Annotated in this window: 21 protein-coding genes and 1 pseudogene; 19 read left to right on the top strand and 3 right to left on the bottom strand. The window is 63.8% G+C overall.

The annotated features are described in order from the left end of the window. Positions 1-75 precede the first annotated feature (75 nt). Entirely contained in the window at positions 76-2,079 is a 2,004-nt protein-coding gene (locus F0Q45_RS08815; RefSeq protein ID WP_188112845.1) for an MFS transporter, read from the top strand. A gap of 34 nt (positions 2,080-2,113) precedes the next feature. Here the strand turns inward: F0Q45_RS08815 and F0Q45_RS08810 are convergent, their stop codons facing one another. Then, positions 2,114-4,264: an FAD-dependent oxidoreductase gene (locus F0Q45_RS08810; protein ID WP_149653578.1), complete on the bottom strand. Its 2,151-nt coding sequence runs from the start codon at positions 4,262-4,264 to the stop codon at positions 2,114-2,116. A gap of 97 nt (positions 4,265-4,361) precedes the next feature. Here F0Q45_RS08810 and F0Q45_RS08805 point away from each other — a divergent pair, with 97 nt between their 5' ends. Continuing rightward, entirely contained in the window at positions 4,362-7,370 is a 3,009-nt protein-coding gene (locus F0Q45_RS08805) for a protein kinase domain-containing protein (protein WP_149653577.1), read from the top strand. 108 nt (positions 7,371-7,478) lie between these two features. On the opposite strand, the gene F0Q45_RS08800 is transcribed toward F0Q45_RS08805, so the two are convergent. Next, positions 7,479-10,331, bottom strand: coding sequence for an MMPL/RND family transporter (locus tag F0Q45_RS08800; protein ID WP_149653576.1), 2,853 nt, complete (start codon positions 10,329-10,331; stop codon positions 7,479-7,481). Then, positions 10,328-10,753, bottom strand: a complete 426-nt coding sequence (locus tag F0Q45_RS08795) for an MmpS family transport accessory protein (RefSeq protein ID WP_149653590.1) — start codon at positions 10,751-10,753, stop codon at positions 10,328-10,330. The genes F0Q45_RS08800 and F0Q45_RS08795 overlap by 4 nt, the downstream gene beginning before the upstream one ends. Before the next feature lie 84 nt (positions 10,754-10,837). Here F0Q45_RS08795 and F0Q45_RS08790 point away from each other — a divergent pair, with 84 nt between their 5' ends. From F0Q45_RS08790 to F0Q45_RS08715, 17 genes and pseudogenes are all read left to right on the top strand, one after another. Further along, complete coding sequence (locus F0Q45_RS08790) at positions 10,838-11,986, top strand: adenylate/guanylate cyclase domain-containing protein (RefSeq protein ID WP_262490922.1); 1,149 nt, start codon at positions 10,838-10,840, stop codon at positions 11,984-11,986. A 188-nt stretch (positions 11,987-12,174) separates the two neighbouring features. Next, positions 12,175-12,318: a hypothetical protein gene (locus tag F0Q45_RS27580; RefSeq protein WP_188112844.1), complete on the top strand. Its 144-nt coding sequence runs from the start codon at positions 12,175-12,177 to the stop codon at positions 12,316-12,318. Between the two features lie 432 nt (positions 12,319-12,750). Then, positions 12,751-13,056: a 30S ribosomal protein S10 gene (gene rpsJ, locus F0Q45_RS08785; protein ID WP_003873519.1), complete on the top strand. Its 306-nt coding sequence runs from the start codon at positions 12,751-12,753 to the stop codon at positions 13,054-13,056. Positions 13,057-13,070: 14 nt separating this feature from the next. Then, positions 13,071-13,724 (top strand): 50S ribosomal protein L3, encoded by a 654-nt coding sequence (rplC, locus tag F0Q45_RS08780; RefSeq protein ID WP_149653575.1) that lies wholly within the window; start codon positions 13,071-13,073, stop codon positions 13,722-13,724. Next, on the top strand, positions 13,724-14,392 hold the full coding sequence (gene rplD / locus F0Q45_RS08775) for a 50S ribosomal protein L4 (protein ID WP_149653574.1): 669 nt from the start codon (positions 13,724-13,726) through the stop codon (positions 14,390-14,392). Before rplC ends, rplD begins: the two co-directional genes overlap by 1 nt. Further along, positions 14,392-14,694 (top strand): 50S ribosomal protein L23, encoded by a 303-nt coding sequence (gene rplW / locus F0Q45_RS08770; RefSeq protein WP_149653573.1) that lies wholly within the window; start codon positions 14,392-14,394, stop codon positions 14,692-14,694. The genes rplD and rplW overlap by 1 nt, the downstream gene beginning before the upstream one ends. Before the next feature lie 33 nt (positions 14,695-14,727). Next, on the top strand, positions 14,728-15,570 hold the full coding sequence (gene rplB, locus F0Q45_RS08765) for a 50S ribosomal protein L2 (RefSeq protein ID WP_149653572.1): 843 nt from the start codon (positions 14,728-14,730) through the stop codon (positions 15,568-15,570). 81 nt (positions 15,571-15,651) lie between these two features. Further along, positions 15,652-15,933, top strand: a complete 282-nt coding sequence (gene rpsS / locus F0Q45_RS08760; RefSeq protein WP_031732414.1) for a 30S ribosomal protein S19 — start codon at positions 15,652-15,654, stop codon at positions 15,931-15,933. Further along, positions 15,930-16,445, top strand: a complete 516-nt coding sequence (gene rplV, locus F0Q45_RS08755; protein ID WP_149653571.1) for a 50S ribosomal protein L22 — start codon at positions 15,930-15,932, stop codon at positions 16,443-16,445. Before rpsS ends, rplV begins: the two co-directional genes overlap by 4 nt. Further along, positions 16,445-17,287 (top strand): 30S ribosomal protein S3, encoded by an 843-nt coding sequence (gene rpsC, locus F0Q45_RS08750; protein WP_149653570.1) that lies wholly within the window; start codon positions 16,445-16,447, stop codon positions 17,285-17,287. The genes rplV and rpsC overlap by 1 nt, the downstream gene beginning before the upstream one ends. Before the next feature lie 7 nt (positions 17,288-17,294). Then, complete coding sequence (gene rplP / locus F0Q45_RS08745) at positions 17,295-17,711, top strand: 50S ribosomal protein L16 (protein WP_149653569.1); 417 nt, start codon at positions 17,295-17,297, stop codon at positions 17,709-17,711. Next, complete coding sequence (gene rpmC, locus F0Q45_RS08740; RefSeq protein WP_149653568.1) at positions 17,711-17,962, top strand: 50S ribosomal protein L29; 252 nt, start codon at positions 17,711-17,713, stop codon at positions 17,960-17,962. The genes rplP and rpmC overlap by 1 nt, the downstream gene beginning before the upstream one ends. After that, on the top strand, positions 17,959-18,360 hold the full coding sequence (gene rpsQ, locus F0Q45_RS08735) for a 30S ribosomal protein S17 (RefSeq protein WP_149653567.1): 402 nt from the start codon (positions 17,959-17,961) through the stop codon (positions 18,358-18,360). The genes rpmC and rpsQ (F0Q45_RS08735) overlap by 4 nt, the downstream gene beginning before the upstream one ends. Positions 18,361-18,802: 442 nt before the next feature. Further along, positions 18,803-20,038: a cytochrome P450 gene (locus F0Q45_RS08730; RefSeq protein WP_149653566.1), complete on the top strand. Its 1,236-nt coding sequence runs from the start codon at positions 18,803-18,805 to the stop codon at positions 20,036-20,038. Positions 20,039-20,106: 68 nt separating this feature from the next. Then, a pseudogene (rpsQ, locus tag F0Q45_RS08725) lies at positions 20,107-20,301 on the top strand (30S ribosomal protein S17); the annotation flags it as partial. Between the two features lie 657 nt (positions 20,302-20,958). Beyond that, positions 20,959-22,212: a cytochrome P450 gene (locus tag F0Q45_RS08720; protein WP_149653564.1), complete on the top strand. Its 1,254-nt coding sequence runs from the start codon at positions 20,959-20,961 to the stop codon at positions 22,210-22,212. 97 nt (positions 22,213-22,309) lie between these two features. Continuing rightward, positions 22,310-24,170: arylsulfatase (locus tag F0Q45_RS08715; protein ID WP_188112843.1), on the top strand; the 1,861-nt coding region annotated here is incomplete at its 3' end.

The raw sequence follows: 24,170 nt of genomic DNA, 5'->3' as shown, positions 1-24,170 counted from the left end.
GGGACCGAAGACGTGCGGAACGGCGCAAAGATGGACCGGGCCGGTCATGTGCATTATTTGGTGAATGGGGCGAGGGTGAGTGTCACGACGGCCTATGTCGCGGCGTGGCGGCATCGGGAACTGCGGCGCATCCTAACGGCATGGTCTGCGGTCATGGCCGCGGAGTGGGCGTATCTCACTGCGTTGTTGGTGATCGCGTTCGACCACGGCGGATCGATGGCCGTCGGCCTGGCTGGCTTGGCGAGGATGGGCCCCGCGGCCGTAGCCGCGCCGTTTGTGGCCGCATTTGGAGACCATTTCCGCCGGCGGGACGTGCTGGCCGTCTCGGCCGCCGCTCGTGGTTTCGTGCTCTTCGTGTCCGCCCTGGCGATTCTCGGCGGCTCTGGCCTCGGTGTACTGTTTGCGCTCGCGGCTGTCGATGCGGCGATTAGCACCGGAATCCGGCCCGCGCAGGGCGCGCTCCTGCCGCAGCTCGCTAGCGACGCCCGCCAGCTGGCGGCGTCCAACACACTGGTGAGCGTCATGTTCATCGGCGGGATGATGGTGGGATCGCTGCTCGGTGGCTATTTGTGTGCCGCGGCTGCAGGTGCCGGGGTCTATAGTGCCGCGGCGGGGTTCTTTGTCGGCGCGGCATTCCTTTATGCGCGCCTTCCCGCCGGGTCGAAGCCCCGAACACACCGACGGGCGAGCGACGTCTGGTCGGGTTTCCGGGCAGCCAGCACCAAGCCGAGCCTCGCTGCCGTGGTCGGGTTCACTGCGTTGCAGATGTTGGTACGCGGTATCTCGGTCCCACTGTTCGTGCTGCTCGCCAAGGACACCATGGGCAGCGGCGGGGACAACGTCGGCATCCTGCTGGGGGCACTGGGGGCAGGCGGTCTCTTGGGCACCATAGTCACCGCCCCGCTCGTGCGGCGCGGCGGAGGAGCAGGAAAGACGTACGGGGTCGCACTTGCTGGCGGGGGCGTATTCCTCGCGCTCACGCCCGTGAGCAACCTCGCGTGGGTCGTGATTGCGTTCATCGTGGTCCGTGGCGCATTGCTGGTAGCCGCGGACGCGGCGGGGGTCACGCTCATCCAGCGCAACGCCGATGATGCTCACCGGGCACGTGTGCTGGGGATCATGGAGAGCCTCAGCAACGGGATGCTTGCTCTCGGGTCGACCGTAGCTCCTGTGCTGGTGATGTGGCTCGGGCTGGACGCCGCGCTCGTCGTAAGTGGGCTCGCCATCCCGGTCGTGGCGCTCGGTTCGATGTGGTGGTTCTCGAAGCTCGATGATGCGGCCGCTGATCGGGAGCGCCTGGTCAGACTGATCGCTGCACAGGCTGCCTTTGCCACCCTCGGGTTGGCCCCGCTGGACATGCTTGCGGCCTCGGCACGCCGCCGGACGTTCGACCCCGGCACCGACATCGTTGAGCAGGGAGCTCCCGCGATGGCGTACTACGCCATCGTGAGCGGCCATGTCGACGTCTTCGTCAATGGGGTGCGCGTGGCCTCACTCGGTCGGGGCAGCGGCTTTGGCGAGGTGGCCTTGTTGCGCGACACGACCCGAACGGCGACGGTGCGGTCGGTGTCGTCGGTCGAGGTGGTCGAGATCGATCGGGCGAACTTCGTCGCAGCTGTGGCTCCGGACGGCCCGACAGGCACGGCGCTGGCCCGGCTTGCCGATCTTCGTGTCGGCACCGATCCAAACCGCCGGCCCCGACCGATCGAGGAGAGGCCGGGGGTGGGTGACCGAGAGAACTTGCGGAGCATGATCGGGAACGTTCGGGGACTCGAGGAGGCTTCACAGGAGGTGGTCGACACGCTGGTGGATACTGCCGACTTATTTGTGGCCGACGGCGGTGAGTTGATCACCCGGGTCGGTGACCGCGCCGAAGTGATCTGGATCCTTATGCAGGGCGAGGTCGAGGTTGACACGGCGTCCGGCACGGAGCAGACGCTCCGATCAGGCGCGGTCATCGGCGATGCGGCCGTGGCCGACGACTGCCCACTGGACACCACGGCGTCGGCGGCGGGCACGTGCCGGCTCGCGGCGATCGGGGCTGCTGCCTACGGACGAGCGCTTAGCGCCGCTCATTGAAATGTCATGCCCGGAAATGTCATGCCCGGAAATGTCAATTCTGGCCGGCGTGACAGCGGGAGGCGACTTCGGCGGCGGCACGGAGCCCGGATTCGATCGCCCCTTCGATCCAGCCGTGGTCTGCGCTGGTGTGATCGCCGGCGAAGTGGATGCGGCCCTCGGGTTGCTGCGCCGGCTTGAACAGCACGCCCAGCTGGCCCGGGTCGAGCAGCGGAATGGCGCCGCCAGTGTGCATGTTTGGGTCGTCCCAGGACACCACTGCGCCGGCCTCGACTTCGTCGCGGATCGCGGGTAGGAACTCGGCAATGTTGTCGATAGCGAGCGTCAGCCGGTCGCTGGAAGGTAACGATGCCCAAAACCGTGCGTCGCGTTCCCAGGTGTAGGACGCGAGTACAACACCCCGTTCGGTGCCGGGGGTGGGGCCGGGGAAGAAGCACTGGCGGATCGGCGTGTCCGTCACGACCGCCCCGAGCAGCCGGGTCGACGGATCCTCGGTGTCCCAGCACCGCCGCCGGCACTGCAGGAAAATCTTGGTCGCGGAAAGGTAGTGCAGCTCGCGGATCGCGCGGCGCTTCGCGTCGGACAGCGGCGGGTCGAAGTCGACATGGTTGAGCATGGGAAACGGCGCCGCGACGATCGCGTGCGCGCCAGTGATCTCCCCGATGCCACTCGCCGCTTTGTATCGGACGGTGACCGAGTGGTCGTCCTGGCGCAGCGCGATCACCCGCGCGCCGTAGCGTAAGTGGTCGCGTACGGTGCCCTGCCGATGCAGGAAGCGGGCGTCGGCCAACGCGTTCGGAAGCCGGTCAGACCCACCGACGATGGTAAGCTGATTGGACTCGACGCCACGGATGACCAGACCGAGTATCTCGCAGAACGCGATGGTCATCAGCGATGCAAACCCGCCCATCCCCAGGCCGACGCGACCGAAGAGCTCGATGTCATCTTCGGGCCAGCACGACTCGACCAAGAAGTCCCGCAGCGTGAGTTCGTTGTGCTCCTGGAGGATCTGCGGCCATGCGTTAGCCCCGGCCCGCTTTGACGACTTGTAGAGGTCGACGATGGGATCGACGGCCTCCTGCCAGCGCTGGCGGACCGCAATGACACGCGGATCGGGGTCGGCCGCGTCGTGCATCAAACGCAGGCGACCGTCCATGAACACGCGGCTGTAGAGCGTCTCGCCGATGAACGGCTCGGTCTTGAGGCCGAGGACGTCCAGATAGGTCATCAGCAGCTCGTGTGCGGTGGGGAGACGCATCGCCCCCGCCTCGGCGTAGAGCCCGTCGGCGAACGGCTCCCGGATGGTGAACACGCGCCCGCCGAGGCGGTGGCCGGCTTCGAGCACCACCACCTCGTACCCAGCGCGGAGCAGCTCCCGGGCCGCGATAAGGCCGGCGACGCCGGCACCGACTATCACTATCTGCTCGCCGCGGCCGGTTGGTGGCAGGCCGTTGCGGACAATGGTGCGGCGCGCGGCGAGCTCAGCCTCGCTCAATGTGATGTCCTGCATGGCGTTTTTCAGCCGGGCGACCTCGACGCCGGTCCTGCGATCGGATCGAAGTTTGGCCGCTGCGTTGCCGAGCCGGATGGGGTGTTGGTCCTCGAACAGTGCGTCGAGCAGATCGTGTTCACTGCGGCGGAGGTTCGAGGTCAGGGCTCGGGAGACCTCCAGATAGAACCACGCTGCGAAATGGGGGTCTGCGTTGGCTAGGTCACGTACGGCCGAGTTCGGGATCTCCCATACCTCCGACGCCATGGTCGCCACCACCGATGCCGAGGGGGGATGGCCGTCAACGAAGCCGAGGAGCCCAAGCAGGTCACCCGGTCCCGCCTTGATGGCGGCGTCGAGCGGACCGCGATCGTCGCGGACCACAGCAAACTCGCCCGTCTGGACCAGCCACAGCGACTCGCAAGGTACTTTTCGCTGGATCACGACCGTGCCGACCGGCACCTGCTGCAGCTTCCCGAGGCCCTTCAGGGTGCCGGCCTGGTCCGCCGATCGGGTTCCCACTCGAACACCACCTTTGTCCTTGAGCGCTTGTGTTTGGTCCGCAGCAGCATCCACCCCACGGCCGAGCGCCTGGTGGTGCAGCACGTCTTGGCGAACTTCGCGGTGATCTCGACCAGCGACGACATCGACAGCCCACTTCCCATACCTTACGATGGCCACCCGTTTCGCGGGCATTCGCCCGTGATGCTTGCCGCAAGATATCCAATTGTTGGTACGTGAGTTATCGTTGGCAGACTACGGTATTTGGTGTGCGGGGCGCGGGAATGCAGTAATGGCTGAAGACTTCTCCGCAACATGGCGAGAAGGCGCCGATCCGGTCGTCGCGGAGTTGAGCGCGGCGGGATTCGACGGGGCCGTTGAGATCGGCCGGGGTGGGTTCGGCATCGTGTATCGCTGCAACCAGGTTGGGTTGGACCGGGTGGTGGCGGTCAAGGTGCTGACTGCCGGCGTAAATGAGAATCGGCCCCGCTTTGTGCGCGAGGAACAGGCGATGGGCCGCCTGACCGGGCATCCCAACATTGTGACGGTGTTGCAGATCGGCGAGACCGTGGGCGGTCATCCGTTTTTGGTGATGCCCCACTGCCGGCGGGGGAGTCTGCAGGGGCGCATCGCACGGCTGGGGGCGCTGGAAGTCGACGAAGTATTGCGGGTGGGGGTGAAGGTGGCAGGGGCGTTGAAGGCGGCCCATGGGTTGGGCATTGTGCACCGCGATGTCAAGCCCGCCAACATTTTGCTCACCGATTACGGGGAGCCAGCGTTGACCGATTTCGGGATCTCACGGGTGTCGGGCGCGTTTAAGACGACAACCGGGGTGTTTTCCGGTTCGCCGGCGTTTACCGCCCCGGAGATTCTCGCCGGTCACGCTCCGAGCGCGGCCAGCGATGTGTATGGCCTGGGGGCGACATTGTTCGCGGCGTTGACCGGGCATGCGGCCTTTGAACGGCGCGAAGGCGAGCAGGTGGTGGCCCAGTTTGTGCGCATCGCCCAGCAACCGGTGCCCGACCTGCGCCACCGCGGCGTTCCCGCCGACGTGGCCGCGGTGGTGGCAAGCGCGATGGCGCGTGAGCCCGCGGATCGACCATCGGCGGAGGCGCTGAGTGCGGCATTGCGGCGGCTCCAGGCCGACCGTAGCCTGGCCGTCGATGAAATGGCGCCGCGGGGCTACCAGCCAGCCGACCAGGCGGTGCCGCCCGCGCTGGCTACGGGCTCGGGGCACGGTGGCACGACGGGCTGGCTTCCGGCGCCGCTCAACGGCTTTGTGGGCCGCCGCCCCGAGTTGGCCCAGCTGCGTGCGTTGGTAGCGGCGTCGCGGCTGGTGACGCTGACCGGAGTAGGCGGTGTTGGTAAAACCACCCTGGCGTTGCACGCCGCGCATGAGGCGCAAACCGACTTCCCCGATGGGGTGTGGCTAGTTGAGCTAGCGGATCTGCGCGAGGGCGCGTTGTTGGTGGAGGTGGTTGCTGCCGCGCTCGGGGTGCGCGATCAATCCGCCAAAGCCCTGATCGAGGTGCTCGTCGACTATCTCGTCGGCCGCGAGGCGCTGGTGGTGCTCGACAACTGCGAACACATCATCGACGACGCGGCCAAACTGGTCGACCTCCTGCTGCAGGAGTGCCCGCAGCTACATATCCTGGCGACCAGCCGCGAAGTCATCAACGCCGACGGTGAATCGGTGCTACCGCTAGCCCCGCTCAGCTGCCCCGACCCCGATGAGGAACCGACGCTGCGTACGTTGGCTGGCTATGATGCGGTGCAATTGTTCATTCAGCGTGCCCGCGCAGCTGTGCCCGATTTTGCGTTGTCCGAACACAATTCGGCCGCGGTTGCAGGCATATGTGCACGGCTCGACGGTTTGCCATTGGCGATCGAGCTGGCGGTCGCGCGGCTGCGCGCGATGTCGGTAGACGAGATCGCCGACGGCCTCTCGGATCGCTACTCGCTGCTCACCCACGGCCGGCGCGGCGCCCGTCCCCGCCAGCAGACTCTGGCCTGTTGTGTGGACTGGAGCTATGACCTTTGTACCCGCACCGAGCAGCAGCTGTGGGGGCGACTGTCGGTGTTCGCCGGGAGCTTCGACTCGCACGCTGCGCGAGATGTCTGCGGTGCAGACCTCAGCGGGGACCACTGGCTCGATGAGATCTCAGCATTGGTGGACAAGTCGATTCTGATCCGCACCGAGCGTGACGGTGTACTGCGGTTTCGGCTCCTGGAAACACTGCGCCACTATGGCGCGGCACGCATCGACCAGACCGACGAATACCTGCTGTTGCGCCGACGTCACGCCCAGTGGTACCAACAACTGCTGGCCAAGGCATCGACCGAAGCATTTGGTCCGCGGCAAGTCCAGTGGATCGAGCGCCTCAACTGTGAGATGCCCAACCTACGCGAAGCGCTGACGTTCAGCCTGACCGCCGACCCGGCGAGCGCCCTTCAAATGACGGTCGACATGCGAACGATCTGGGTTGCCCGCGGCATGTTCAGCGAGGCGCGCCGCTGGCTGGATCTCGCGTTGAACGCTGCCCCGCGCGAACCTACCGGCCAGCGAATCCGAGCGTTGGGCGAAGCCGCGCTAACGGATGTCAACCAAGGTGAACCCGCAGCGGCTCGCAGTCGGCTTGCCGAGGCGCGCCGGCTTCTGCAGGTGGTGGACGACCCAGAGGCGCGGGGCAAGGTCGATTGCGCTGACGCCTATGTCGCGTTGCTCGACGGCGAGTTTGAGCGCGCCCGCGAGTGTCTTCAGCGCGCTCTTACCGCATCCGACGACTTTGAGACGCAGGCTGCCGCAATGTTGGTCAGCGGCTGGGTGGCCGAATTGATGGGTGACATAGACGAAGCGGTGCGCTGGTTCGAAAAAGGGCTTGCCTTGGCCGAGTCCCGCGGCGAGACGCAGCATCGGGCCCGCGCGTTGGCGGGCGTTGGGACTGGACGTTGGCTCCAAGGCCAGCCACAACGCGCCCAGCGAATGCTCCAGCAGGGCCTGCAGCTTTCTCGGGTTGTCAACGATCCGATGACGGGTGCGCAGTTGCTCGAGGTACTGGCCTGGGTTGCAGGATCGCTCCACAATTCACGCCGTGCCACCGTGCTCATGGCCGCCGCAGCTGCGGTAGGTCGTGCTATCGGGGTCACTATGGTCGCCCACATGGGTGGATTCCATGATGAGTGCGAACGTTGTGCCCGCGAAGAGCTGGACCCGCAGGAATTCGAGGCGGCCTGGAAGCAAGGCGATTCATTGACCTTTGACGAGGCAGTGGCCGTCGCTTGCAACGGAACCGGTAGCTAATACCAGGCAATACCGTGGCGTAGAACCTTCCGCCGACCGCCGGGACACCGCGGATCGGCGCCGCGACGAAATCTGCGCCTAAGCCCGCCTAAGCCCGCCTAAGCCCGCCTAAGCCGAGGACGATGCCGACGGGGAGCCGGCCGTTACCCCAGCACGTGCAGGTCGGGAGCGCACCCTCAGCGGCCACCAAAACCAACGCCCCAGCAGTGTGGCGATGGACGGCGTCATCAGCGAGCGCACAACCAAGGTGTCGACCAGCAGGCCCAGGCAGATGGTCGAGCCACCTTGCCCGATCGTGCGCAGCTCATTGAACACCAAAGCTCCCATGGTGAAGGCGAACACCAGGCCCGCGGCCGTCACGACGCCGCCGGTGCCGCCCATGGACCGGATCATGCCGGTCTTCAGCCCGGCACCGACTTCCTCCTTGAACCGGGAGACCAGCAACAGGTTGTAGTCAGATCCCACAGCAAGCAGGATGGTGACCGAGAATGCCAGCACCATCCAGTGCAATTGCAAGCCCACAAGGTGCTGCCAGACCAGCACGGAAAGCCCAAAGCCGGTAGCCAGCGACAGCACTACCGTGCCGACGATCACCAGCGAGGCGATCAGGGCCCGCGTGATCACCAGCATCACGATGAAGATGAGGATCAGGGCCGCCAGGGCCTCGATCATCACGTCGTACTTGGTGGATTCCTGTATGTCTTTGAAGGTCGCTGCGGTGCCGCCGAGATAGAACTTGGCGTTTGCTAACGGCGTTCCCTTCACAGCTTCGCGCGCGGCCTTGATCTCGGCATCGACGTGCGAGATGCCTTCGGGGGTCGCGGGGTCAACATCGTGGGTGATGATGATGCGAGCGGCCTTGCCGTCGGAGGAGACCAGCAGTTTGAGTCCCCGCTTGAAGTCTGGGCTATCGAACACCTCCGGAGGGATGTAGAAGAAGTCGTCGATTTTCGCCTCGTCAAAGAATTTGCCCATCAGCGTCGTCGTGTCGGTCATGCGATCCATTTGGGTTATCAGGTCCGAAGCACTGCTGTAGAGGGTCAATGTCGTGGCTTGGATGGATTTCGCGACCGCGATCATCGGCGGCAGCTGAGCGAGGAGTTGGGGCGCCAGTGTGTCGATGTGGTCTAGGTCCTGCACCAGTGCCTTGATGTTTTCGCTGATCAGGTTGATGCTGTCCAGCGAGTCAAAAACCGATCGCAGCGACCAGCACAGTGGAATGTCGAAGCAGTGCTTTTCCCAGTAGAAGTAGCTGCGGATCGGCCTCCAGAAGTCGTCGAAATCAGCCAGCAAGTCTCGGAGCGAACTGGTGATGGCATCCAGATCTTGCGACGTGCCGACCAGATGATGCGTGGTGTCGGTCAGGTCGCGCGCCAAGTCATAGGAGCGCTCCAAGATCGTGATCATGGTGCCTAGGTCGTCGCGGCCCATCTTGAGAATGTCGGCCGTGCGATCCTTTAGATACTGCAAATTCTCCCTGATGGAGACCGGTTGCATGCCGATCTGAAACGGTAGCGTGCCGTGCTCGATGTTGTATCCAAGGGGCCTGGTGATGCTCTGCACCCGGGCAATGCCGGGGAGGCGGAAGATGTTTTTCGCGATCCTGTCCAGGACGAGCATGTCTCGCGGATCCCGAAGGTCCTGGTCGGCTTCGATTAGCAGTAGGTCGGGGTTAAGGCGTGCGTTGCTGAAATGCTGTTCGGCGGCCGCGTCTCCGACATTAGATAGCAGGTTAGCCGGAATGTAATGGCGGTTGTCGTAGCTGGTCCGATACCCCGGTAGGGCGAGCCCCCCGACGACGGAGACGATCAAGGCGCCGGCTAGGACCGGCGTCGGCCAGCGCACGACCGCGGTTCCTATGCGCCGCCATCTGCGCACGTTGGCCGGTCGCTTGGCTTCAAGCAGGCCGAACCGGCCGCCGGTGACGAGGATGGCCGGAACCAGGGTGAGCGAGGCTGCGATCACGATGAGCAGCCCCACTGCGCACGGAATCGCGAGGGTATTGAGATATGGCAGCCGTGTTATGCGAAGGCACAGCAAGGCACCTACAACGGTGAGGCCTGAGCCCAAGACGACCTTGGCGACCCCGCGATAGGTGGTGTAAAAAGCTTCCTCACGATCCTCGCCGGCCCGGCGCGCTTCGTGATACCGGCCGATAAAAAATATCGCGTAGTCGGTGCCGGCCGCTATTGCCAGCGACATGAGCAGGCTGACGGCGAAGGTAGTAAACCCAATTAGGTGAAGGTTTCCAATTATCGCGACCGCGGCCCGCGCGGTGCCCAGTTCGACGAAGATCACGCCGAGCACGAGTAGCACGGTGCTGATGGAGCGATAGAGGACAAGCAGCATGGCCGTTGCAACGGCGATCGTTATCGCCACTCGCTTCCCCAGGCTCCTGTCGCCGGCCTCGGTGGTGTCGGTGGTCAGCGGTGCCTGTCCGGTGACGTACGCCTTGACACCCGCCGGCGGGTGCGAGTGCGCCACGATGCTTTCGACGGTGTGCACCGACTCGTCCGCCAACGTCTCGCCCTGGTCACCGGCGAGGTTCACCTGCACATAGGCGGCCTTGCTGTCGGCGCTCTGGTTGCCCGCCGCCGTGACCAGATCGCCCCAGTAGTTCTGGACGTGCTGGACATGTTTGGTGTCGCGTTCGAGTTGGCTCACCAGTTCGTCGTAGTAGCGGCGCGTGTCGACACCCAGCGGCTGGTCACCCACCAGCACCACCATGGCGACGCTGTCGGAGTCGAACTCCTGAAACTGCTTGCCCATGCGTTTCATCGCGATCAACGATGGGGCATTCTTAGGCAACAAAGCCACCGTGTTTTCGCGCTCGACCACTTCTAGCTTGGGTGCGGCGACGGGCAGGATGACGGTGAGCGCCACCCAGCCCAAGATAATCGGCAGCGCCAGCCGCCAGATCGTACGTGCCAGAAACGGTCGCTCGGCGTCAGCGCTGGTCATGCGGCCTTCACCAAGCAGAAAGTCTGGGCGTTCAGGCCGCTCACCGACTGCTCGTCTCTGACCTCGCCGTTGACGACGATGCGGCAGCCGATCATGTCGCTATTGCCCTGGGCCACCACGTTGGCGAAGACGCCCGGCAGGGTCGTGGTTAACGTGTGCGACCACGGCAGGGTGGCGAAACTCGCCCGCCGCGGCTGAGCGTCCTCGTCCAGGTAGTTGACGAGTCCCACCGTGCCCACGGGACCAAAAACCTCATACCGCACCTGCTTTACACTTATCGGCACGATCACTTCGACCTGGTCACCCGTCGAAACGCTGCGCGCACCAAATATTCCATGCAATCGATAGGTGATAAGGCCGCCGACAACCAAGGCCGCCGCGATAACCAGCGGCAGCCACGCCCGCTTGAGAATTCCGACCATAGCAATCCCGTTCACGCGCCAATCCGGTGCCACCAGGCGATCTAAATATCAATCAATTAAGCCGTTACAAAAACCACTAGCGTGGTGAACAAAACAACACGCAACACTATACTTCGGGTTGAAAGGATCGCGCGACGAGCTCAACCAAACGGTTTTATCCGCCGAGTAGGTAGGTCTAGAGCTACGGCGCCGGAATTGATGCTCCACGAAACGTGGAGAATGATTGATCCAGACAAGATTGGTATCGCTGCGAGGAGGCCCCGTGTGGATGACCTGGACGCGGCTCGGCGCGGTCAGGAGACTTCTGAACCGCTGGGCTATCTGATCGCGCACATAGGCGGTCGCGATTCGGTGGTGCCGATTTTCGATCAGCTTTATGTCGGTCGCGAGTGCGCGGGGATCACCGCGCTGCGCAGACTCCTGATCCCCGATCCGGCGGTCTCGCGGAATCACTTCGAGATCCGCTTGGATGTCGCTGCAGATCAGGCTTTCGTGATTGATAGCAGCACCAATGGGACATGGCTCAACGGGCTGCGGCTGGAACGCGGTTTTCCGGCGCCCATTCAGGCGCATGATCGGATCCGCATCGGCAAGGTTGATATGACGTTCCAGACGGATCGGTTCAATGCAGTGAGGAAGCTCGATCCGGATTTGACGTACCGGGAGATCAGCGAGGCGTCGATGGTGTTAGTTGTCGGCGATATCACCGACTACTCGGCAATTTCGCAGGTCACAGACGTCATGCTGATCGCGCGCAGCTTACATACCCTCTGGCAGCAGCTTGGTTACGTTCTGCGCGAACATCGCGGCACGCTCAACCACTACGCAGGTGACGCGCTGTATGCAGTATGGGAGTTACAGGCGCTCCCGCAGGCAAACGAGCTTGCGATCGACTTCGCACTTGCGGCAAACCGGCTGGTCAACGAGATCGGACCGGAGCTGCCGTTGCGCCACACGGACGGCTCTCCGATACATATGGGTTGGGCCGTGGTGCAGGGAAAGGCTGCGCTAACGGCGATGCCGAGATTGGCCGAGGCCGTTCTCGGCGACTCGACGAACTTGGCGTTTCGTCTGGCCGGCATCGCTGGACGCGGCCGCCGCGCGCCAGTGATGGTCACCGATGTCGTACACGCCGCCGTTGAGCCGCAATACGCGTGGGGCGAGGCTGAACAGATTGAGATCAAGGGTCGACACGGAATGCAGACAGTATTTCCGGTCCTGACCCGGTTATAGCTGGACCGGCATTTTCACAGTCCTTCTCCGGGAACCCGCAGCCGGTGCGGGCCCCGCGCAGTATCCAGATTGGCGCGTTCCGCTAACTGGATTCAATGGGTCGACGGCGCGGCCGCGGTCTGTCGTGGTGGTCGACCAGCTCGGCGCGCATGTCTACGTATGTTCAGCGGTGCACCATCCTTAGGTCGGTGATCTTGGACGGATTGCCGCATCCTGGCCCGCGCATTGATCCATGTCATCTGGCACTGCTGGCAGACGACGCCGCCTACCACCCCGACCAACACGAAGCCCTCGAATGCCTCATCCAAAGCCGCAGCCACATCGCGGCTTGACACAGGGCTGCTCAGGCGGCCCTCACCTGGCCCTACATCTATCGCCATATGTCGGCTTGCGCGTCGGTCACGGTCATATCGCAGGGGTGCCTTTGACGCCGGACTGACACTTAGCCTGGGATTTTGGCCGGAGCCGTGATCTAGGGCATACTGTTCAGGTTGCCTTGCGCCAGGTTCGCGCCTGGCCGGGCACACGACCGGCGCCCACACGGGCGCGTCCGGCCCCATCCTTGGAGCGCGACCAATTCGGCCGCCTACGAGGCTGCGTGCGGGCGACACGCCCGACCGCGGGGGTCGGTGGACCACGACAGGTGAACAGCGGCGCAGCATCCGGCGCGTGCTAGCAAAACCCGGGCCAGGCCGGGGTCTAGCGGCGGGCTGGGGGCACCAGGTCCGGACCCGGGCCTTGAGTTCAAGTGAGGTAGGAGAAGCGTGGCGGGACAGAAGATCCGCATCAGGCTGAAGGCCTACGACCACGAGGCTATCGACGCTTCGGCGCGCAAGATCGTCGAAACCGTCGTCCGCACGGGTGCCAGCGTTGTGGGTCCGGTGCCACTGCCGACCGAGAAGAACGTGTATTGCGTCATCCGCTCCCCGCATAAATACAAGGACTCGCGGGAGCACTTCGAGATGCGCACGCACAAGCGGTTGATTGACATCCTCGATCCGACGCCGAAGACAGTTGACGCACTTATGCGCATCGATCTTCCGGCCAGCGTCGACGTCAATATCCAGTAGGAGATCGGCGACCAATGGCGAGAAAAGGCATTCTAGGTACCAAGCTGGGCATGACACAGGTGTTCGACGAGAACAACAAAGTCGTGCCGGTGACCGTGGTCAAGGCGGGACCGAACGTCGTTACCCGCATCCGCACGCCGGAGCGTGACGGGTACAGCGCCGTCCAGCTGGCTTACGGCGAAATCAGCCCGCGCAAGGTCAACAAGCCGCTGACCGGTCAGTACACCGCGGCGAGCGTTAACCCGCGTCGTCATCTGGCCGAACTGCGGCTCGACGACCCGCAGGCCGTGACTGAGTACGAGGTCGGTCAGGAGCTGACGGCGGAGATATTCGCCGACGGCAGCTACGTCGACGTGACCGGAACCTCTAAGGGCAAAGGCTTCGCCGGCACCATGAAGCGGCACGGGTTCCGTGGTCAGGGCGCTGCTCACGGCGCCCAGGCGGTGCACCGGCGGCCGGGTTCCATCGGCGGTTGTGCCACCCCGGCACGGGTGTTCAAAGGCACCCGGATGGCCGGCCGGATGGGCAATGACCGGGTGACTGTACAGAACCTGGTGGTGCACAAGGTCGATGCCGAAAACGGTGTGCTGTTGATCAAAGGTGCGGTCCCCGGCCGCACCGGCGGACTCGTGATGGTCCGCAGCGCGATCAAGCGAGGTGAAAAGTGATGGCTGCTACCACCCTCAAGATTGACGTCAAGACGCCGGCCGGCAAGGTCGAAGGCGCCATCGAGCTGCCGGCCGAATTGTTCGACGTTCCAGCGAATATCGCGCTGATGCACCAGGTAGTTACCGCGCAGCGGGCCGCGGCGCGACAGGGTACGCACTCGACCAAGACGCGCGGCGATGTCAGTGGTGGCGGCCGTAAACCCTACCGGCAGAAGGGAACCGGTCGCGCTCGTCAGGGCTCGACGCGGGCTCCGCAGTTCACCGGTGGCGGCGTGGTGCACGGGCCCAAGCCGCGGGACTACAGCCAGCGCACACCCAAGAAAATGATCACGGCCGCGTTGCGCGGGGCATTGTCGGATCGGGCGCGCAACGGGCGCATTCACGCCATCACCGAGCTGGTGGCGGGTCAAACCCCGTCGACCAAAAGTGCTAAGGCATTTTTGGCCACACTGACCGACCGCAAGCAGGTCTTGGTGGTCGTCGGACGTGACGACGTGGCCGGCGCCAAGAGCGTGCGCAACCTGCCCGGTGTGCACATCCTGTCGCCCGACCAGCTCAACACCTATGACGTGCTGCGCGCCGACGACGTGATTTTCAGCGTTGAGGCACTCACCGCCTACATCGCTGCCAACACAGCCGCCAACACTCCCGAGGAGGTTTCGGCCTAATGGCGACGATCGCTGACCCCCGCGACATCATCCTGGCGCCGGTCATCTCGGAAAAGTCCTACGGGCTGCTCGACGACAACGTGTACACCTTTGTGGTACGCCCCGATTCGAACAAGACGCAGATCAAGATCGCTGTCGAGCAAATCTTCGCGGTCAAGGTCGCATCGGTGAACACCGCGAACCGGCCGGGCAAGCGCAAGCGTACCCGGACCGGATACGGCCGGCGCAAGAACACCAAGCGCGCCATTGTGACCCTGGCGCCAGGCAGCAAGCCGATTGACCTGTTCGGAGCACCGGCGTAGCCAGCAGCGCGCGAGAGAAAGACCTGACTAGACATGGCAATTCGCAAGTACAAGCCGACGACCCCCGGTCGTCGCGGCGCAAGTGTGTCCGATTTCGCCGAGATCACCCGGTCAACTCCGGAGAAGTCGCTGGTGCGCCCGCTGCACGGTCACGGTGGGCGCAACGCGCACGGCCGGATCACCACGCGGCATAAGGGTGGTGGCCACAAGCGCGCCTACCGGCTGATCGACTTTCGCCGCAATGACAAAGATGGTGTCAACGCCAAGGTCGCGCACATCGAATACGACCCGAACCGTACGGCGCGGATTGCGCTACTGCATTATCTCGACGGCGACAAGCGCTACATCATTGCGCCCAACGGACTTGCGCAGGGTGACGTGGTGGAATCGGGCCCCAACGCCGACATCAAGCCCGGCAACAACCTGCCGCTGCGCAACATCCCGGCCGGCACCTTGGTCCACGCCGTGGAGTTGCGGCCCGGGGGTGGTGCCAAACTCGCGCGCTCGGCCGGGTCGAGCATTCAGTTGCTCGGCAAGGAAGCCAGCTACGCATCGCTGCGGATGCCCAGCGGCGAAATTCGTCGGGTCGACGTGCGCTGCCGAGCCACGGTCGGCGAGGTCGGCAATGCCGAGCAGGCGAACATTAACTGGGGCAAGGCCGGTCGGATGCGGTGGAAGGGTAAGCGTCCGTCGGTCCGCGGTGTCGTGATGAACCCGGTGGACCACCCGCACGGCGGTGGTGAGGGAAAAACCTCCGGTGGCCGGCACCCGGTCAGTCCGTGGGGCAAGAAGGAAGGGCGCACCCGCCGTCCGAACAAAGCGAGCAACAAGCTCATCGTCCGACGCCGGCGTACCGGGAAGAAGCATGGGCGCTAGCCTGGCCACGATGCGCGCAGCGGTGCGGCGCGAGGAGGAGCCGAGCCAATCAGACCCAGGAAGTCTCAGGAGTAGTCAACTATGCCACGCAGCCTGAAGAAGGGCCCGTTCGTCGACGGCCACCTGCTCAAGAAGGTCGACGTACAGAACGAGAAGAACACCAAGCAGGTGATCAAGACCTGGTCGCGGCGTTCGACCATCATCCCGGACTTCATCGGTCACACCTTCGCGGTGCACGACGGGCGCAAGCACGTGCCGGTGTTCGTCACCGAGTCGATGGTGGGTCACAAACTTGGAGAATTCGCGCCGACGCGCACCTTTAAGGGACACATCAAAGACGACCGGAAGAGTAAGCGCCGATGAGCACCACCACCGAATATCCGTCGGCCGTCGCCAAGGCGCGGTTTGTGCGGGTATCGCCGAGGAAGGCGCGCCGCGTCATCGACCTGGTGCGTGGCCGGTCGGTGTCTGACGCGCTCGACATCCTGCGCTGGGCGCCGCAGGCCGCCAGCGAGCCGGTGGCCAAGGTCATTGCCAGCGCTGCGGCCAACGCGCAGAACAACAATGGGTTGGATCCGGCCACCCTGGTGGTGGCCACGGTGTACGCCGATGAGGGCCCGACGGCCAAGCGCATCCGACCGCGTGCTCAGGGTCGTGCGTTCCGAATCCGCAAGCGCACCAGCCACATCACGGTAGTGGTGGAGAGCCGGCCGTCCAAGGATCAGCGGTCGTCGAAGTCGTCGCGGGCGCGCCGCGCCGAAGGCAGCAAGGCCGCCGCTAAGGCACCCGCCAAGAAGACGCCTACCAAGAAGGTGGCAGCCAAGCCCAGGGCAAAGTCTGCTGAGACTTCTGACGCGAAGGGAGGCTCAGACTAGTGGGCCAGAAGATCAACCCGCACGGGTTCCGGCTGGGCATCACCACGGACTGGAAGTCGCGCTGGTATGCCGACAAGCAGTACGCCGACTACGTCAAAGAGGACGTCGCCATTCGCCGGCTGCTGTCCAGCGGCCTCGAGCGTGCCGGGATCGCCGATGTGGAAATCGAGCGGACCCGCGACCGGGTCCGGGTCGACATCCACACCGCGCGGCCGGGCATCGTCATCGGACGCCGGGGCACCGAAGCCGACCGCATCCGTGCGGACCTGGAAAAGCTGACCGGCAAGCAGGTCCAGCTCAACATTCTGGAAGTGAAAAACCCTGAGTCGCAAGCCCAATTAGTGGCTCAAGGGGTTGCCGAGCAATTGAGCAACCGAGTGGCGTTCCGCCGGGCGATGCGCAAGGCCATCCAGTCGGCCATGCGTCAGCCCAATGTCAAGGGCATCCGGGTGCAGTGCTCGGGTCGGCTCGGCGGGGCCGAGATGAGCCGCTCGGAGTTCTACCGGGAGGGCCGTGTCCCGCTGCACACCTTGCGCGCAGACATCGACTACGGCCTCTATGAGGCCAAGACCACCTTCGGTCGGATCGGCGTGAAGGTGTGGATTTACAAGGGCGACATCGTCGGCGGTAAGCGGGAACTGGCAGCCGCCGTGCCCGCGGGCGCCGAGCGTCCGCGCCGTGAGCGGCCGGCAGGCACCCGCCCACGCCGCAGCGGTGCTGCGGGCACGACAGCGACCGGCACCGACGCTGGACGCGCCGCAGGCGGCGAAGACGGCGGGGTGCCCGCTGCCGGGTCGTCAACTGATGCCGCTGCGACCGTCGAAGCGCAGAGTACGGAGTGACTGAGTCATGTTGATTCCCCGCAAGGTTAAGCACCGTAAGCAACACCATCCCCGTCAGCGAGGCATCGCCAGTGGCGGGACGACGGTGAACTTCGGCGATTACGGCATTCAGGCTCTCGAGCACGCCTATGTCACCAACCGGCAGATCGAGTCTGCCCGTATCGCCATCAACCGGCACATCAAGCGTGGCGGCAAGGTGTGGATCAACATCTTCCCGGACCGTCCGTTGACCAAGAAACCAGCCGAGACGCGGATGGGTTCGGGTAAGGGATCTCCGGAGTGGTGGGTGGTCAACGTCAAGCCGGGCCGGGTCCTGTTCGAGCTCAGCTACCCCAATGAAGCGATCGCTCGGGCGGCGCTGACCCGCGCGATCCACAAGTTGCCGATCAAGGCCCGCATTGTCACCCGAGAGGAGCAGTTCTGATGGCAGTGGGAGTATCCCCTGGCGAACTGCGTGAGCTTACCGACGAGGAGCTGACCGAGCGCCTGCGCGAATCCAAAGAAGAGCTGTTCAACCTGCGCTTCCAAATGGCCACCGGTCAGCTCAACAACAACCGCCGGCTCCGTACGGTGCGTCAGGAAATCGCACGCGTTTACACCGTGCTACGTGAACGAGAACTGGGTCTGGCGGCTGGACCCGATGGTTCCGATGGTCCCGACGTTAAGGAATCGTGATGGCAGAGGCTAAGACTGGCGCAAAGGCTGCTCCCAAGGCGGCGAAGGCGGCACCTAAGGCGCCCGCAAAGGCTACCGCGCAGGCAATCGCCAAGGACGCGGTAGCCAAAGACAAGGGCCCCAAGCACACTCCGAGTACGCCCAAGCCTCGCGGCCGTCGCAAGACGCGCATCGGGTATGTGGTGAGCGACAAGATGCAGAAGACCATCGTGGTCGAGCTAGAAGACCGCATGCGGCATCCGTTGTACGGCAAGATCATTCGGACCACCAAGAAGGTGAAGGCGCACGACGAGAACAGCATCGCCGGCATCGGCGACCGGGTGTCGCTGATGGAGACCCGTCCGCTGTCGGCGACCAAACGCTGGCGGCTCGTCGAGATCCTGGAGAAGGCCAAGTAAGAACCAAATAGGTTCGCTAAGCGCTGGGTCAAGTTATTTTCGTCACATGACCCAGCGCCTTCTTGGCCGATGGTGCTACACCTTGGTCAATGAATCGGTCCGCCCTCGTCCAAACGACTTCGACATCGCCCGAAACCCAACCGCACCCGGGTTTTGGACAAGGTGTGGATGCTTTTGTGCGCGCGAACCCGGCTCGGGTGGGCCTGCGGCTGTTTTCGAGGAACTGCGCTTCGACGCTAGCAGCTAACAGCCGCCGTGGCATGGATTGGTACCAACCGCCGCAACGGCTTGCGCCACCTGGTCGTGGAATTTGGCTGACGGAACCCAGGCTCTTGCCTGAGCGCTTGGCGTGGGTCGATGCCTGTCAGGCGAGGTACAACGGCGACAAGGAAGGGCATGCAAACCTATACGTCATGCGAAAACGTCTAGTCGCGTTGGCGTCATGAGCGTCACGAGTCCGCTTGGAATCGATCTCACGGATCCGGACAACTTTGCCGACGGGTTTCCGCACGATGTCTTTGAGATCCACCGTCGGGAAGCGCCGGTGTTCTGGCACGAGCCCACTGAGCACACACCTGATGCTGAAGGCTTCTGGTCGGTGGCTTCGTATGCAGAAACCACAGCAGTGCTGCGTGACGCAGTGACCTATTCGTCGGTCACCGGTGGTCAGCGACCGTTCGGCGGCACATTGCTGCGGGATATGCCGGTTGCTGGCCAGGCGCTGAACATGATGGACGATCCGCGGCATGCCGACGTACGACGGCTGATCGGCTCCGGTCTGGGGCCGCGAATGATCCGCCGAGTCGAAGATGACCTACGCGGCCGAGCCCGTAGGTTATTCGACCAGATCGAACCCGGCATACCCCTCGACTTCGCGGTTGACATCGCCGCCGAGTTGCCAATGCAGATGATCTGCATCCTGCTCGGTATACCGGAGAACGATCGGCACTGGTTAGCCGAAGAGTTCGAGCCCCTGATGGATTTCCGCGGATCCCGAGCCGATTACCTCGCGCAACTCTTCGGGGAAATCGCCGAATCAAAAAGGGACCGTTACTGCCATGAGCTGATCGCGCGGAAGCGCGCGGAGCCGGCCGATGACATGCTGTCCATCGTCGCTAACGCCACCATCGACGGTGGTGACGCGCGGGTCATGTCGGACACCGAGGTGTATCTGTTCTTTCACACGCTATTCGGTGCGGGTGCCGACACGACTCGTAGCGTGATTGCCGGTGGGCTGCTCGCTCTCATCGAACATCCCGAGCAGCTGCAGCGGCTGCGTCACGATCAGAGCTTGCTGCCCACTGCTATCGAAGAGATGGTGCGGTGGACGACACCTTCGGTGTCCAAGCGGCGTACCGCTACCCGCTCCACCAAACTCGGTGGCCAGTCGATCGAGGCGGGTCACAAGGTGCTGGTCTGGGAGGGCTCGGCCAACCGCGACGCCAGCGTGTTCGACCATCCGAATAACTTCGACATCACCCGAACACCAAACCCGCATCTAGGGTTCGGGCAAGGCGTGCACTACTGTGTGGGGGCTAACCTGGCCCGATTGGAATTGCGTGTGTTCTTTGAGGAGCTACTGCCCCGATATGAGCACATCCGAGTGGCGGGACCCGTCGAATGGATCCCTAGCAACCGCCGCAACGGATTGCGGCACCTGGTGGTGAAATTTCACTGACGGCACTCGGGTCCACAATGCCGGTGAGGAGTCCGCACGCCGTGGGCAAGTCGGCGCGCCATGCGAGTCTGGCTGGTCGTGGCAACCTCGAGTTGGATACCCGTGACACGGGCGCCAAGCACACTCCGCAGGCTCCCGCGGTTAGCGACGAGCTGCGCAGGACGATTATGGTCGAGCCGAAAGACCGCCGACATCATCCGCTCTACGGCAAGATCATCCGTACCACCAACAAGGTGAAGGCGCACGACGAGAACGACGTCGCTCGATGAGATCGTCGAAAACGCCAAGCAATCTGCCTCTGCCGCCCAACCAGGCGCGGAGCGCGGAGCGCCATCCGGAGCAACTTGCGGAGCAAGGTCTGTCCGCCGCTCATGGGACAAAAACTCGGTCCACGAATCCGCCGGTCGGCGGACATACGGTGCCGAATCAGGCTGCTAGCGTGGCGATTCCACGATCCGCCTAACGCCCATCTTGCGCCGCAATGATGGTTGGCGGATCGAAAAAGGAGGTTCATCGGATGTCCCACGAAATTCTGTTCTGCGAAGACGAGGTCGCGTACTCGCATCCGTTCTACAAGGCCGACGGCGGCGTCGAATGAGGCGTTTTGCCCCCTAGCTATAGGGCGCACATTCGGCGCCTGGTATGCAGCCAGCGGGTGGCGTCGGGCTCGGCTGCCGTGAGGCCGAGCCCGGCCCGCCGCGGGCATCGCATTGCCAACCGCGCTAGCAATTTTCGTAATCGACCTATTCGCAAATACTCATGAGGAGTTTCATGTCCCGCGACATCCTGTTCCGCGATAAGGAGATGGCCCAGTCGGACCGAGCTAGGAGGCCGACTGCATCGTCGAGTGAACTGAGCTGCCCATCAAGGCTGCGCTCGCCACGCGCGCAGGCGGGCATGCTCGACACCAGCCCGTAATCATGGGAACCAGCCTCGACCGGCGGTGCTTGGACCCGCTCAGCGTCGATCTCACCAATCCGGACACCTTCGCCGACGGATTCCCGTACGACGTCTTCGAGATCCATCGCCGTGAGGCCCCGGTGTTTTGGCATCAGCCCACCGAGCACACACCCGACGGCGAAGGCTTCTGGTCGGTGGCCGGCTATACCGAAACCATCGCGGTGCTGCGTGACCCAGTGACTTTCTCATCCGTCACCGGCGGTCGGCGACCTTTCGGCGGCACGATCCTGCAGGACGTGTCGGTCGCCGGCCAGGTGCTCAGCATGATGGACGGCCGACGGCACGCGGACATCCGCCGGTTGGTCAGCCCTGGCCTCGGGCCGCGAATGATCCGTCGAATCGAAGCAGACCTGCGCCGGCGGGCCCGCCGATTGGTCGACGAGATCGAGCCCGGCGTGGCGTTCGACTTCGCGGTCGACATAGCCCCCGAGCTGCCGACGCAGACGATCTGCATGCTGCTCGGGGTACCGGAGCGCGACCGGCATTGGCTGCTGGCGGAGTTCGAGTCGGGTTACAACTTTTGCGGCTCTGAAAAAGCTTATATGTCATGGGTTTTCGGTGAAATCGCCGAATCGCGAAGGGACAGTTACTTTCAGGAGCTCGTCGCGCGCAAACGCGCCGAACCGGCCGACGACATGCTGTCGATCGTCGTCAACGCCGCCTTCGACGACCCCAGCGCACCGGCCCTGTCGGACACCGAGCTGTATCTGTTATTCCACCAGCTGTTCGCTGCCGCCACAGACGACCCCCGCAACGCTATCGCCGGCGGACTGCTGGCTCTGGCGCAACACCCGGATCAGTGCCAGCGGCTTCGCCGTGACCCGGAGTTGATGCCGACCGCGATCGAGGAGATAGTGCGATGGACGACGCCGTCGCCGTCGAAGCGCCGCACCGCCACCCGCGATGTCACGTTGGGCGAAAAGACGATCCGGGCCGGCCAGAAGGTGCTGGTGTGGGAGGCCTCCGCCAACCGCGATGCCGGCGTGTTCGACCGTGCGGACGAGTTCGACATCACCCGACGACCCAACCCGCACCTGAGCTTTGGTCAAGGCGTGCACTATTGTCTGGGCGCTGCCGTGATACGTCTGGAGCTGCGGGTGTTCTTCGAGGAACTGCTGCATCGCTTCGAGCACATCGCGCTTGTTGGCCCCATCGAATGGGCGCGCAGCAACCGCCGCAATGGACCGAAGCACCTGATCGTGGAGCTGCGGTAAGCGCCGGACCTGAGCTCTCAGGCGTTTCTGAGTTGGGCTGACTAGCCTGTCGGCAGGTGTAATCTGCACGCGATGTCTGGGTAAGTCCACTACGGGAGTGAGGCCAGCGGTGGTAGGCGAGTTCAACGGCAAGATCGAGCTGGACATTCGCAACTCGGAACCGGACTGGGGTCCCTACGCCGCGCCGACGGCACCGGAGAACTCGCCAAACATCCTCTATCTGGTCTGGGACGACACCGGCATCGCGACCTGGGACTGCTTCGGTGGTCTGGTCGACATGCCGGCGATGACCCGGATCGCCGAACGCGGCGTGCGCCTGACGCAGTTTCACACCACTGCGCTGTGCTCGCCCACCCGGGCATCGCTGCTGACCGGCCGCAACGCGACCACCGTCGGGATGGCCACCATCGAAGAATTCACCGATGGGTTCCCTAATTGCAACGGCAGGATACCGGCCGATACCGCCCTGCTGTCTGAAGTGCTTGCCGAGCGCGGTTACAACACTTATTGCGTGGGCAAGTGGCACCTGACGCCGCTCGAGGAGGCTAATATGGCCTCGACCAAGCGGCATTGGCCGACCTCGCGCGGCTTCGAGCGTTTCTACGGGTTCATGGGTGGCGAGACCGACCAGTGGTATCCCGACCTGGTGTACGACAACCATCCGGTGAGCCCGCCCGGTACTCCCGAGGACGGCTATCACCTGTCGAAAGACCTGGCCGACAAGACGATCCAATTCATCCGCGACGCCAAGGTCATTGCGCCGGACAAGCCGTGGTTCAGCTACCTATGTCCGGGGGCCGGTCACGCCCCGCATCACGTGTTCAAGGAGTGGGTGGACAAGTACGCCGGCACCTTCGACATGGGATACGAACGCTACCGCGAGGTGGTGCTGGAGCGGCAGAAGGCCATGGGTATCGTGCCGCCGGACACTGAATTGTCGCCCATCAACCCGTATCTCGACGTGAAGGGACCACAAGGCGAGCCGTGGCCGCTGCAGGACACGGTGCGGCCCTGGGACTCGCTGGGCGACGAAGAGAAGAAGCTGTTCAACCGGATGGCCGAGGTATTTGCCGGCTTCCTGAGCTATACCGACGCTCAGATCGGGCGGATCCTGGACTATCTCGAAGAATCCGGACAGTTGGACAACACCATCATCGTGGTGATCGCCGACAACGGTGCCAGCGGCGAAGGCGGACCCAACGGGTCGGTGAACGAGGGCAAATTCTTCAACGGCTACATCGACACGGTGGAAGAAAGCATGAAGCTCTTCGACCACCTTGGCGGGCCGGAAACCTACAACCACTACCCGATCGGCTGGGCGATGGCCTTCAACACGCCCTACAAGCTGTTCAAGCGCTATGCCTCGCACGAAGGCGGCATTGCCGACACGGCAATCATCTCCTGGCCCAACGGTATTGCCGCGCACGGCGAGGTTCGCGACACCTACGTCAACGTCTGCGACATCACTCCGACGGTCTACGACCTGTTGGGGATGACCCCGCCCGAGGTCGTGAAGCGCGTCCCGCAGAAGCCATTGGACGGTGTGAGTTTCAAAGCGGCCCTTGATAATCCGGCTGCTGACACCGGCAAACACACCCAGTTCTACGCCATGCTCGGTACCCGCGGGATCTGGCATCGCGGCTGGTTTGCCAACACCATCCACGCCGCCACACCGGCAGGTTGGTCGCATTTCGACGCCGACCGCTGGGAGCTGTTCCACATCGAAAAGGACCGCAGCCAGTGCCACGACGTAGCCGCTGACTACCCCGACAAGCTAGAAGAACTCAAGGCGTTGTGGTTCGCCGAGGCCGCCAAGTACAACGGTCTGCCGCTATCGGATCTCAACATCGTGGAAACGATGATGCGGTCACGGCCCTACCTGGTCACCGACCGACCCACCTACGTCTACTACCCCGGATGCGCTGACGTAGGGATCGGCGCGGCCGCCGAGATCCGCG

This window comes from Mycobacterium simiae (genome assembly GCF_008370645.1).
GTDB classification, from domain to species: Bacteria; Actinomycetota; Actinomycetes; order Mycobacteriales; family Mycobacteriaceae; genus Mycobacterium; species Mycobacterium simiae_A.
Note: the sequence above shows the minus strand (reverse complement) of the source record. Positions and strands in the feature narration are given on the sequence as shown.